Annotated in this window: 12 protein-coding genes; 11 read left to right on the forward strand and 1 reads right to left on the reverse strand. The window is 47.3% G+C overall.

What is annotated here, in order from left to right; translation table 11 throughout:
* Window positions 1-36 precede the first annotated feature (36 nt).
* Genes purC through purD form a run of 9 tightly spaced genes read left to right on the forward strand, consistent with a single transcriptional unit; the run spans window position 37 to window position 9709 of the window.
* Complete coding sequence (purC, locus tag JOC33_RS11370) at window positions 37-759, forward strand: phosphoribosylaminoimidazolesuccinocarboxamide synthase (RefSeq protein ID WP_205092650.1); 723 nt, start codon at window positions 37-39, stop codon at window positions 757-759.
* On the forward strand, window positions 747-995 hold the full coding sequence (gene purS, locus JOC33_RS11375; protein WP_205092651.1) for a phosphoribosylformylglycinamidine synthase subunit PurS: 249 nt from the start codon (window positions 747-749) through the stop codon (window positions 993-995). The genes purC and purS overlap by 13 nt, the downstream gene beginning before the upstream one ends.
* Window positions 992-1675, forward strand: a complete 684-nt coding sequence (gene purQ / locus JOC33_RS11380; RefSeq protein ID WP_205092652.1) for a phosphoribosylformylglycinamidine synthase subunit PurQ — start codon at window positions 992-994, stop codon at window positions 1673-1675. Before purS ends, purQ begins: the two co-directional genes overlap by 4 nt.
* The gene (gene purL / locus JOC33_RS11385) at window positions 1659-3884 is read left to right on the forward strand and encodes a phosphoribosylformylglycinamidine synthase subunit PurL (protein ID WP_205092653.1); all 2226 of its coding nucleotides are present in this window, start codon (window positions 1659-1661) and stop codon (window positions 3882-3884) included. Before purQ ends, purL begins: the two co-directional genes overlap by 17 nt.
* Window positions 3860-5272, forward strand: coding sequence for an amidophosphoribosyltransferase (purF, locus tag JOC33_RS11390; protein ID WP_205092654.1), 1413 nt, complete (start codon window positions 3860-3862; stop codon window positions 5270-5272). The genes purL and purF overlap by 25 nt, the downstream gene beginning before the upstream one ends.
* Before the next feature lie 27 nt (window positions 5273-5299).
* Window positions 5300-6322, forward strand: coding sequence for a phosphoribosylformylglycinamidine cyclo-ligase (gene purM / locus JOC33_RS11395; RefSeq protein WP_205092655.1), 1023 nt, complete (start codon window positions 5300-5302; stop codon window positions 6320-6322).
* Window positions 6319-6897, forward strand: coding sequence for a phosphoribosylglycinamide formyltransferase (purN, locus tag JOC33_RS11400; protein WP_205092656.1), 579 nt, complete (start codon window positions 6319-6321; stop codon window positions 6895-6897). Before purM ends, purN begins: the two co-directional genes overlap by 4 nt.
* A complete protein-coding gene (purH, locus tag JOC33_RS11405; RefSeq protein WP_205092657.1) occupies window positions 6894-8432 on the forward strand; it encodes a bifunctional phosphoribosylaminoimidazolecarboxamide formyltransferase/IMP cyclohydrolase in 1539 nt (512 codons plus the stop codon). Before purN ends, purH begins: the two co-directional genes overlap by 4 nt.
* Before the next feature lie 17 nt (window positions 8433-8449).
* Window positions 8450-9709 carry a phosphoribosylamine--glycine ligase gene (purD, locus tag JOC33_RS11410; RefSeq protein ID WP_205092658.1) on the forward strand — a complete coding sequence of 420 codons (1260 nt, stop codon included), beginning with the start codon at window positions 8450-8452 and terminating at the stop codon, window positions 9707-9709.
* Between the two features lie 82 nt (window positions 9710-9791).
* On the opposite strand, the gene JOC33_RS11415 is transcribed toward purD, so the two are convergent.
* Window positions 9792-10055, reverse strand: coding sequence for a YgaP family membrane protein (locus JOC33_RS11415; protein WP_205092659.1), 264 nt, complete (start codon window positions 10053-10055; stop codon window positions 9792-9794).
* Window positions 10056-10167: 112 nt separating this feature from the next.
* Between JOC33_RS11415 and JOC33_RS11420 the strand changes: the two genes are divergently transcribed.
* On the forward strand, window positions 10168-11910 hold the full coding sequence (locus tag JOC33_RS11420) for an adenine deaminase C-terminal domain-containing protein (RefSeq protein WP_205092660.1): 1743 nt from the start codon (window positions 10168-10170) through the stop codon (window positions 11908-11910).
* A 41-nt stretch (window positions 11911-11951) separates the two neighbouring features.
* Complete coding sequence (locus JOC33_RS11425) at window positions 11952-13004, forward strand: DUF3048 domain-containing protein (RefSeq protein ID WP_205092661.1); 1053 nt, start codon at window positions 11952-11954, stop codon at window positions 13002-13004.
* Window positions 13005-13010: the final 6 nt, after the last annotated feature.

Raw genomic sequence — 13010 nt, forward strand, 5'->3', positions numbered from 1 at the left:
CCTTCCTTTACTTTTACCAAATGAGGTGTTGCAGCGATGAAAGGCTCCTTACTTTACGAAGGAAAAGCAAAAAAGGTTTATCATGTAACGGATAACGATAATCAATTGGTTCTTTCTTATAAGAATGATGCCACTGCATTCAACGGAAAGAAAAAAGACAGTTTTGAAGGAAAAGGGCGTCTCAACAACCTGATTACTTCCCGGGTATTTGAATACCTGAACCAACAACATATTCCCTCCCATTTTATTGAAGCTTTGAACGAAACAGAGCAGCTCGTCCAAAAAACGACAATCATCCCACTGGAGGTTGTTGTCAGGAATGTGGCTGCCGGCAGCTTGACAAGAAGGCTGGCTATTCAGGAGAAAACGAAGCTTCAGCCACCAATCATTGAGCTCTTTTATAAAAAGGATGAGCTGGATGACCCCCTCATTAATGACGACCATGCCAAATTGCTGGCCGGCGTTACCGAGCATGAACTTGACCAGATTAAAATTGAGGCACTGAAAATCAATGAAGTGCTGAAAGGCTTATTTTTGCAGGCAGGACTGACATTGGTAGATTTTAAGTTAGAGTTTGGCCGCTTTGATGATAACACCATCGTACTGGCTGACGAGATTTCCCCTGATACGTGCCGTCTTTGGGATGTTGAGACAGGCGAAAAAATGGATAAAGATGTATTCCGCGAAAGCATCGGCAACTTGATTGAAGTCTATGAAACTATTTTACAGCGACTGGAGGAGAAACTATGCACAAAGTAAAGATCTACATCACATTAAAAGAAGGCGTCCTTGACCCACAGGGAAAGGCAGTGCAGCATTCCTTGAATACCCTTGATTTTGGCAACGTTAATGAAGTGAGAGTCGGTAAATATATGGAAGTCATGATGGAAGACTCTGAGAAAATCGAAAAGCAGGTAGAGGAGATGTGCGACAAACTGCTTGCCAATCCGGTCATCGAAGACTATTCCTACCAGATCGAGGAGGTCATCGCGTGAAATTCGCCGTCGTTGTTTTTCCTGGGTCAAATTGTGACCGTGACATGTATCATGCTGTAAAAGATGGACTGAATGAGGAAGTGGACATGGTTTGGTATCAGGAAGCTGATCTTTCCCAATATGATGCGATCCTGCTGCCAGGAGGTTTCTCTTATGGAGATTACCTCCGTTCCGGAGCGATTGCTTCCACCTCTGATATCGTCGCTCAAATTAAGGAAGCAGCAGAAGCCGGGAAGCCGATCTTAGGAGTTTGCAACGGGTTTCAAATTTTGCTTGAAACAGGGCTACTGCCAGGAGCCATGCTGCCGAACCGTGACTTGAAGTTCATCTGCCATCACGAAGAACTGCAAGTGGAGAACAATGAAACGATGTTTACTTCCAAATACCAGGAGGGTGAAAAGATACAAATCCCGATCGCCCATGGGGATGGAAACTATTATTGTGACAAATCGATCCTTGGAGAGCTGAAACAAAACGACCAGATTGTGTTCACGTATACAAATAACCCAAATGGATCGACCGGAGATATCGCAGGCATTGTAAACGAACAGGGGAATGTCCTTGGGATGATGCCGCACCCGGAACGGGCTGTTGAAAGCTTGCTGGGAAATGAAGACGGCCTCCGCTTGTTCCAATCGATCCTGACGTATTGGAGGAATAACCATGCCATCCATGCTTGAAATCAGCCCTGAACAAATCGAAGATAAGCGTCTCTATGCCGAAATGGGCTTAAACGATGCGGAATACAAACAAATCACCGACCTGCTTGGAAGACGTCCAAATCATACGGAAGTCGGTTTGTTTTCCGTGATGTGGTCCGAGCATTGCAGTTATAAAAATTCCAAACCCCTTTTGAGGAAATTCCCGACTGAGGCCCCCCATGTTTTGCAAGGTCCCGGAGAAGGAGCGGGAGTCGTCGACATCGGCGATGGCCAGGCAGTCGTCTTCAAAATCGAAAGTCACAATCACCCGTCTGCTGTGGAGCCCTATCAGGGTGCAGCAACAGGTGTCGGAGGAATTATCCGTGACGTCTTTTCAATGGGAGCGCGTCCAATCGCCCTTCTTAACTCCCTTCGTTTCGGTTCACTGAAGCATCCTCGGATCAAGTATTTATTCGAAGAAGTCGTCCGAGGTATCGCCGGATACGGGAACTGTGTCGGTGTTCCGACTGTTGGAGGCGAAGTGCAGTTCGACGATTCCTATGAAGCCAATCCGCTCGTCAATGCCATGTGTGTAGGCTTGATTAAGCATGAAGAACTGCAAAAGGGGATTGCGGCAGGAGTCGGCAACACAGTCATGTATGTCGGAGCAAAAACAGGCCGTGACGGCATCCATGGGGCGACGTTCGCTTCCGAAGAATTAAGCGAAGAAGCAGAAAGCAAGCGGCCATCCGTCCAGGTTGGTGATCCATTTATGGAAAAATTACTGATCGAGGCTTGCCTGGAAGTCATCCATCATGATGCCCTTGTCGGCATTCAGGATATGGGAGCTGCCGGGCTCACGTCTTCTGCCAGTGAAATGGCGAGCAAGGCGGGGACAGGAATGGTTATGGATCTTGATCATATACCTCAGCGCGAAAAAGACATGACAGCGTACGAAATGATGCTGTCAGAATCTCAGGAGCGGATGTTGTTAGTCATTGAACAAGGCAGAGAGAAAGAAATTCAGGCGATTTTTGAGAAATATGACCTTGAAGCTGTAGCGGTGGGCGAAGTAATCGAAGAGAAACGGTTCCGTTTGCTGCATCATGGAGAAGTCGTTGCTGACGTTCCGGTCGATGCCCTGGCAGAAGACGCACCTGTCTATCATCAGCCATCTGAGGTTCCAGCTTATTATAGGGAATTTCAGGCGATGGAAGATTACAAGCCTGCAGTAGAAAATTATAAAGAAACGTTAATTCAGTTGTTAAAACAGCCGACAATTGCCAGTAAAGAATGGGTCTACGATCAATATGACACGATGGTCCAGACAAACACTGTAGTGACTCCAGGCTCTGACGCAGCGGTGCTTCGTGTACGTGGAACGGATAAAGCACTTGCGATGACGACTGACTGTAACTCCCGCTACATTTATCTCGACCCGGAAACGGGCGGTAAAATTGCTGTCGCTGAAGCCGCACGTAATATCGTCTGTTCCGGTGGCAGACCGCTGGGATTGACAGATGGACTTAATTTCGGTTCACCAGAAAACCCGGAAATATTCTGGCAGATGGAAAAGAGTGTCGATGGGATGAGCAGTGCCTGTCAATCACTTGGTACACCAGTAATCAGTGGAAATGTTTCTTTATATAACGAATCTTACGGAAAAGCCATCTACCCTACTCCAATCGTCGGTATGGTCGGACTTATCGAACAAACGGAGCATATCACCCGGTCAGATTTCAAACAGGCTGGCGATTTGATTTATATGATTGGTAAGACAGAAACAGAATTTGGCGGCAGTGAGCTTCAAGGCATGATCGAAGGCCGTCATTTCGGAAAAGCTCCACATCTTGACTTGAATGTGGAAAAAGAAAGACAGGAAGTACTGCTTGCAGCAATCCAGGCAGGTATGGTGCAGTCTGCCCATGACATTTCAGAAGGCGGGCTTGCTGTTGCTCTCGCAGAAAGTTTATTTTCGAATGGATTAGGCTGTAAGGTCGAGCTTTCTGGAGACAAGACAGCTGCCTTGTTTTCCGAAACACAATCTCGATTCATCGTCACTGTAGCTCCAGACCACCAGGAACAGTTTGAACAAATGATGACCGAGGCTTCTTTCATCGGTACCGTCACGGATGACGGCCGATATTCTGTACTTGTTGACGAAAAAAACGTCATTAATGCGGATACACAAGAATTGAAGGAAGCCTGGAAAGGAGCAATTCCATGCTTGGTGAAATCAAAGGCCTAAATGAAGAATGCGGCATCTTTGGCGTGTGGGGACATGAAGAAGCAGCACAGATCACGTATTATGGTCTCCACGCTTTACAGCATCGCGGCCAGGAAGGCGCAGGCATCGTCGTCAGTGACGGAGAAGAATTGAAGCTTGCGAAGGGACTCGGTCTTGTGAACGATGTCTTCCGTCAGGACCAGCTCGCTGATATGGAAGGGCATGCGGCTATTGGCCATGTACGGTATGCGACCCAGGGAGGAGGCGGCTATGAAAACGTCCAGCCGCTTCTGTTCCGTTCCCAGAAAAGCAGCATGGCTGTTACGCATAACGGCAACCTCGTCAATGCTCAGGCATTAAAATACCAGCTGGAGGCGCAGGGAAGCATCCTGCAGACGACCTCCGATACGGAAGTGCTCGCCCATTTAATTAAACGAAGCGGCCATCTGGATATGGAACAAGCATTGACCCAGGCCCTTTCTATGATCAAAGGTGCCTATGCATTTACGATCATGACAGAGCGTCAGCTGTTTGTCGCCCTTGATCCAAGGGGCCTGCGTCCGATATCGATCGGACGCCTCGGTGATGCGTATGTAGTAGCATCAGAAACATGCGCTTTTGACGTTATTGGAGCCACCTATGAGCGGGATGTGCAGCCAGGAGAATTATTGATTATTGATGATAACGGCATCCAGTCGCACCGGTTCTCGGCGCAGATTCAACGTACGCTCTGCTCCATGGAGCATGTTTATTTCTCCCGTCCGGACAGTGACTTAGACGGTATCAATGTCCATTCTTCGCGAAAACGGATGGGGAAAGCTCTGGCTAATGAGGCACCGGTTGAAGCAGACGTCGTTACCGGTGTGCCTGATTCAAGCATATCAGCTGCGATTGGATATGCCGAAGAAGCAGGTATCCCGTACGAGCTTGGCATGATTAAGAACCGGTATGTCGGGCGGACGTTCATCCAGCCATCTCAGGAACTTCGCGAACAAGGTGTCAAGATGAAACTGTCCCCTGTACGCGGTATCGTAAACGGAAAACGCGTCGTTATGGTTGATGATTCGATTGTCAGGGGAACGACAAGCCGCCGGATCGTGAAGATGCTGAAGGAAGCGGGAGCAACGGAAGTCCATGTCCGGATCGCATCCCCACCGATCAAGAACCCGTGTTACTACGGTATTGATACATCGACGGAAGGGGAATTGATCGCTGCCAACCACGGTCTTGAGGAAATGAAGGAAATCATCGGTGCGGACAGTCTCGCCTTTTTATCTGTGGAAGGACTGGAAGATGCGATTTACCAGGGAAATCAATCCATGGAACACGGACCATGTGCAGCATGTTTTACAGGAAACTACCCGACAGAAATCTACCCGAATACGGTACATCCTTATGAAAAAGCATAATTTTGCAATGGAAATGAGGGAATGAAAATGAGTGAAAGCTATAAACAGGCCGGAGTCGATGTCGAAGCAGGCTATCAGGCTGTCGAAAAAATGAAAAAACATGTCACACGTACGCTGCGTCCTGAAGTGATTGGCGGATTGGGTTCATTTGCCGGGCTGTTTGATATCAGCAAATTCGCTTATGACCATCCTGTATTAGTAACAGGGACGGACGGGGTCGGGACGAAGCTGATGCTCGCTTTTGAGATGGATCATCATGATACCATTGGCGTCGACGTTGTCGCTATGTGCGTCAATGATATTGTCGCTCAAGGAGCTGATCCTTTGTTCTTCCTCGATTACATTGCCTGTGGCAAAAACAATCCAGACCAGATTGAACAAATTGTCAAAGGCATTGCTGACGGCTGTGAGCAGTCCGGCTGCTCGCTGATTGGCGGTGAGACGGCAGAGATGCCGGGCATGTATGAGGAAGAGGAATATGATCTGGCTGGTTTTGTCGTGGGGATTGCGGATAAGAAGCAATTGATTACAGGAGAAGACATCCGTCCGGGGGATGCGGTTATCGGTTTGCCATCAAACGGTATTCACTCCAACGGTTTCTCCCTCGTCCGTAAAATTTTAAAAGATCAGGGGCTTGATTTACAGGAAACTTATCCTGGGTTTGATCGCCCGCTCGGAAAGGTTTTGCTTGAGCCGACGAGAATTTATGCCAGTGAAATACAGACTATCAAGCAAACAGCTGCTATCAAAGGTATCGCCCACATAACCGGCGGCGGTTTCCATGAAAACCTTCCACGGACACTTCCTGAAGGATTCGGAGTCGAAATAGACCGTTCCAGCTGGGATATGCCGGAAATTTTTCAATTCCTTAAACAAAAAAGTGCGCTGCCTGAGAAAGAAATGTTCGGAGTTTTCAATATGGGAATCGGAATGGCAGTAATTGTTTCGGAAGCTGTCCGGGAGGAAGTCATGGCACAGCTGGAAGCGGCTGGTAAAAAGGCTTATCATATTGGTGTGGTCTCTAAAGAAGAAGGGATCCACTGGTCATGAAACGAATTGCCATTTTTGCATCAGGTACAGGCAGCAACTTCGACGCCATCATCCAGGCGGTTGATGAGGGGAAACTAGATTGTGAAATTGAACTGCTTGTCTGTGATCGCAGCAATGCCCCTGTCATTGAGAAAGCACAAGCGAAGAACATAGACACATTCATTTTCCGAGCAAAGAACTACTCGGATAAAGCAGCTTATGAACAGGAAATTTTAAATATTTGCCGGGAAAAGGAGATCGAATGGATTTTCCTTGCCGGCTATATGCGCCTGATCGGCCCCACACTACTGAAGCCTTTTGAGAGCCGGATTGTCAATATCCACCCTTCCCTTCTGCCTGCATTCCCAGGCAAGGATGCCATCGGCCAGGCTTTTGACAAACAGGTGAAAATAACCGGGGTGACGATTCATTTCGTTGATAACGGAATGGATACAGGCCCGATCATTGAACAAGAAGCCGTCCGCATCGAAGCAGCAGATACAAAAGCCACCCTGCAAAAAAAGATCCAGGCAATAGAACATCGTCTATACCCAAGTGTCATCCACTCGTTACTTGTTGAGGAGGAAGTGAAATGAACGAAAAAAAGCGAGCATTATTAAGTGTGTCCAATAAAACCGGTCTTACTGATTTTGCAAAGGACCTGACAAGCCTTGGCTATGAACTTGTTTCCACTGGCGGTACAAAACGCGCGCTGGAAGAAGCGGGCCTGGATGTCTTATCGGTATCAGAAGTGACAAAATTCCCGGAAATCATGGATGGACGAGTGAAGACCCTTCATCCGGCAGTCCATAGTGCGTTACTTGCTAAACGTGATAACGACACCCATATGGATCAGCTGCGGAAGCTTGAACTGGATGCCATTGACATGGTTGTTGTGAATTTATATCCATTTAAGGAAACGATAGCAAAACCGGATGTGACAGAAGAGGATGCCATCGAAAATATCGATATCGGCGGACCGACAATGCTCCGTGCAGCTGCTAAGAATTTCAAGGACGTAACCGTACTTGTCGATCCAGAAGATTACACAACGGTAACCGATGCATTGAAAAATGGGGAGCTCTCTATGGAAGTAAGGAAGCGGCTTGCGGCCAAAGTCTATCGTCACACCGCGAACTATGACGCGATGATTGCGTCTTATTTCACAGAACTGACAGAAGATGACTACCCTGAAACCTACACCGTTACATACGAAAAGGCACAGTCCCTTCGTTACGGTGAAAACCCGCACCAGACTGCCGCTTTCTATAAAGAAGCAAGCACAACAGGGGCAAGCCTTGCAAGCGCAGAGCAGCTTAATGGCAAGGAACTCTCCTACAACAATATTCAGGATGCAAACGCTGCTCTTGAAATTCTTCTCGAATTTTCAAAGCCGGCAGCAGTGGCTGTGAAACATATGAACCCTTGTGGTGTTGGTACCGGGGAATCGATAGAACAGGCGTACCAGAAAGCATATGAAGGTGACCCTGTCTCCATTTTCGGAGGAATAGTAGCTGTAAACAGGGAAGTGGACCTTACGACTGCAGAGAAAATGAAAGAGATTTTTCTGGAAATCATCATCGCCCCGAAATTCAGTGCCGATGCGTTAGAAGTCCTGAAGCAAAAGAAAAATCTCCGCCTGTTAGAAGTTGAACTGGAAAAACCAGTTCATCAGCCAAGAAAGCTGACTTCTGTAAGCGGCGGGGTTCTTGTCCAGGATACCGACCAGGGCAGCTTAGATGATGTGGAGCTGAAAGTGGCAACGGAACGGAAACCAACAGAACAAGAACTCGAAGACTTGAAATTGAGCTGGCAGGTTGTGAAACATGTAAAGTCCAATGCCATAGTTGTAGCGAAGGCGGATCAGACGCTTGGTGTCGGAGCTGGGCAGATGAACCGGGTCGGTGCCGCTAAAATCGCTTTGGAACAAGCCGGGGAAAAAGCACGCGGAGCTGTGATGGCTTCAGATGCATTTTTCCCGATGCCGGATACAGTGGAGGCAGCTGCTGAAGCCGGAATCACTGCTATCATCCAGCCTGGCGGGTCCAAGCGTGATCAGGACTCCATAGATGCCTGCAACAAGCACGGCGTAGCGATGGTCTTCACCTCCATGCGCCATTTCAAACATTAATAAAGGAGTGGATCAGTATGAATGTGTTGGTCATCGGACGCGGCGGACGTGAGCACAGTATTATCCAAAAGCTCTGTCAGAGCCCGCAGGTGGAAAAAGTCTACGCAGCGCCAGGCAACGGCGGTATCGAGGAACAGGCGGAACGGATCGATATCAAAGAGACGGACAGCAGCCAGCTGATTCACTTTGCTAAGGAGAATCAGGTAGCATGGACAATCGTCGGTCCTGAAAATCCTCTGATCGACGGAATTGTAGACGACTTTCAAGCTGCCGGCCTGAAGGTTTTTGGTCCTGTAAAACAGGCTGCCCTCATTGAAGGCAGCAAGCATTTTGCCAAATCCCTGATGGAAAAATACGAAATTCCTACAGCTGCATACGAAGTATTTACGGAAGCGGCTGACGCTAAAAAATACGTCCATGAAAAAGGCGCCCCAATCGTCATCAAGGCAGATGGTCTTGCTGCCGGAAAAGGCGTCGTCGTTGCAGAAACGGTAGCTGCTGCTGATCAGGCAATTGAAGATATGCTTATTCACGGCCAGTTCGGCAACGCAAGCAGGGAAATAGTCATTGAAGACTTTTTAGAAGGAGAAGAATTTTCCCTGATGGCTTTTGTGAACGGCAGTCAGGTTCATGCGATGATTCCTTCCCAGGATCATAAGCGTGCTTTTAATGGTGACGAGGGACCGAATACAGGTGGAATGGGCGCATATGCACCTGTACCATTCCTGTCTGAGGAGGAAGTCAATAAGGCGGTGACGACCATTTTGGAACCTGCCGCGAAAGCAATGGTGGAGGAAGGATCCCCTTTTACAGGTATTTTGTATGCCGGGCTGATCCAGACATCAGAAGGAGCAAAAGTAATTGAATTCAATGCTCGCTTCGGAGATCCGGAAACACAGGTAGTACTGCCATTGTTGAAAAATGATCTTATCCAGGTTATCGCTGATGTTATGGAAGGCAATGATCCGCAATTGGAATGGCGTGACGGATATTGTGGCGGTGTGGTTGTCGCATCAAGCGGCTATCCTGGCTCGTACGATAAAGGTGCCATTCTTCCTGAGCTTACCAGCACCAATGATACGCAGGTTGTCCATGCCGGCACGAAACGTTCTGGTGGTGCTTACGTTTCTGATGGAGGGCGAGTACTGCTTGTAAGCGGTCGGGCGGAAGCGTTGGGTAAGGCACTGGACATGGTTTACTCCAAACTTGTTGCTTTCGAAAGGTATGACGGCTTTTTTTATCGTCATGATATCGGCAAAAGCGCCCTGCATAAATAAGCGAAATAAAAAAACACGTGGCCACCCCGTGAGAACCATATTCTGGTTCTCACGGGGTGGCCACGTTCTTCTTCTTTATGTTTCAAGATGGGTTAATGGCGCTTTCGTGCTGGTGTTTTCTATCGTCATCCATCATATCGATGCCGGTCTTGGCGGCTGCTGTAACCGGGCAGTATCGGACGATGCCCTCCGCTACCTTCATTGCTCCGGCCATGATCATCCAGAGGTTAGGCTTATCATATGGGCGTTTGATAGAGCGGATGACATAAAAAACCATCAAGGTTAACCCTCCCGTGATCCGGAACATGGCATTCAAGATTCCGATATTTGGTTTCACTCTTAACATGTCAGGTTTCTCCCTTCTCATAAATCGATTGCTTGCTGCTTCAAAACTTTACTGCGTTCAAGCCCTCCATGTGTTACGATAGAAAAAAACTCCAACGAATGGGGGATTGGACATGAATGAACATCGTTTTCGCTGGCGGAACCGGCAGCTGAGAGAGCATGCTGCCATCATAGATGGAAAGCTTCCGCCGACCAAGTTAATCAAGAATGCTACGTACTTGAACGTTTACATAAAACAATGGATGGAAGGCAACATCTGGATCGACAAGGACCGTATCGTCTATGTCGGTAAAGAATTGCCGGAAAACATGGATGGTGCTTCTGTCATCGATGCTGAAGGACAATACATTGTTCCAGGTTATGTCGAGCCGCATTCCCATCCGTTCCAACTTTATAATCCCCAGAGCCTGGCACTTTATGCAGCAAAAACGGGGACGACCACACTTGTGAATGACAATCTGATGTGGCTTTTTTTGTTGGATAAAAAGAAAGCGTTTTCTTTATTGGAAAAATTCGTCGAACTGCCTGCTTCCGTGTTTTGGTGGGCACGATATGATTCCCAGTCAGCGCTTCAGGAAAAAGATAATGAACAATTTTCGGAAAATGTCCTGCCATGGCTGCAGCATGATGCTGTCATCCAAGGCGGGGAATTGACAGCATGGCCGGAAGTTATGAAAGGCGATGACCAGATGCTTTACTGGATGCAGGAAACGACGAGACTGAGAAAACCGGTTGAAGGCCACCTGCCTGGAGCTTCAGAACGGACATTAACAAAAATGAGACTCCTTGGTGTTGATTCAGACCATGAGTCAATGACCGCCGATGATGTTGTGAAGCGGCTGGAAATCGGATATAGTGTCGGCCTGCGATACTCCTCGATCCGACCTGATTTGCCGGATATTTTAAAAGAACTGGTGAACAGGAATCATACCCAGTTTGACAGGATGATGCTTACTACTGACGGATCGACACCAGGCTTTTATGAGTCTGGCATCATGAATCCGTGTATCAAGATTGCCATCGAAGCCGGGGTGCCAGTGATTGATGCTTATTTGATGGCTTCCTATCAGCCGGCCAGACACTTCGGCCTTGATTATCGTATCGGAAGTATCGCGCCTGGAAGAACTGCACATTTGAACTTTTTATCAGACCCGGAGGACCCAGTCCCTCATTCTATCATTGCGAAAGGGGAATGGGTAAAACGCAATGGAAAAGAAGTGCTGGAAGAGAAACCGATCCATTGGATGAATTATGGCGTTACACCTCTTCATTTGAAATGGGAACTCCATGATGATGATCTTGAATTTTCCATGCCGCTTGGGATGGAAATGGTGAATGACGTCATTATGAAACCTTATGCGGTCAAATTAGATGCCTCCACTGACGTGCTGCCAGATAATCAGAAAGAATCCTTTCTGCTCCTCATTGATCGGGAGGGAGAGTGGAGGGTGAACACAATACTGAAAGGGTACACCAGCCAACTTGGCGGCCTCGTGAGTTCCTACTCTAATACGGGCGATATTGTCCTGATCGGTAAAAGGAAGACAGATATGAAACTCGCATTCAATCGGATGAGAGAAATTGGAGGCGGGATTGTTCTGGCCCACAAAGGAAAAATCATTTTTGAGATGCCGCTGAAGCTTTCTGGGGTAATGTCTGACAAACCAATGGAAACAGTCATGGAAAAGGAAAAAGATCTTCGGGAGATTCTACAGTCATTTGGTTATCCATTCGGCGATCCGGTATACACACTCCTGTTTTTATCTTCCGTGCATTTACCGTACATCAGAATCACTCCGGTTGGAATTTTGGATGTCAAAAAGAAAGAGGTACTCTTTCCTGCAATAATGCGTTAAAATGTAGAAGAGAAAAAATAAGGCTTTAAGGGTGGGAATAAGTGAAAAAGTATTTAATAGGACTCCTGATGCTTAGCTTGATAGCTTTGGCAGCCTGTTCAGAAGAAGGAGCCAGTCCAAAAAATACAGAGAAAGAAAAGAGCGGCGAAGTCGAAGAAAAAGAAAAAGAACCGGCTGAAACCGCAGAAAAGAAACAAGTCTATCCGCTTACTGGTAAGGTGACCGACAAGAGTATTGACCACCGGGCGCTGGCCGTCATGGTCAATAATCATACGAAGGCCAGGCCACAGACCGGTTTGAGTGACGCAGACATAGTCTATGAAGTTTTGGCAGAAGGTATGATTACCAGATTTCTTGCCGTATTCCACAGTGAAATTCCGGACACGATCGGTCCGGTAAGAAGCGCAAGACCTTATTACGTTGAACTCGCAAAAGGGTTTGACGCCATTTATATCTACCATGGGGCTGCGAAATTCATCGATGAACAGATTCAAAAGGATGGTATCGATTTTCTTAATGGTGCCTATTATGATAATGATGGGAAATTATTTGAACGGGCCAGTTTCCGCGAGGCACCACACAATTCCTATCTTCTGACATCTGGAATAAAGGACGCCTTGGAACGAAAAGGATATGATATGGAAAAGAAAATGGAGCCACTGCCTTTTTCGGAAAAAGGTAATGCAGCCGACGGTGGAAAACTTGTCTCTAAGCTCAAAATCGTCTATTCTAATAATCCGTTGGAGACAGTTTCCTACAGCTACAATAAGAAAAGTGAAAAATACGTTCGCTCCAGTGACGGAGAACTTTCAGTCGAATATGGAAAAGAGAAAGCTCTTGCCGTCGATAATGTCTTCATCGTTGAAACAAAACACCGGGTAGTTGATTCAGCTGGAAGAAGAAAAGTGGATTTGACATCCGGTGGTAAAGGGTACCTGTTACAAAAAGGGAAGCTTCATGAAGTTACATGGAAAAACGAGGACGGCAGAATCGTCCCAGAAAATATGGAGTTTGTGCCAGGACAGACATGGATCAACATCGTACCTGAGGATCCTGGTATCAGTCGTTCCGTTTCATTTATGGAAGCAGAATAGGAGGAG

It is taken from the genome of Thalassobacillus pellis, assembly GCF_016908295.1.
GTDB lineage: Bacteria > Bacillota > Bacilli > Bacillales > Halobacillaceae > Thalassobacillus > Thalassobacillus pellis.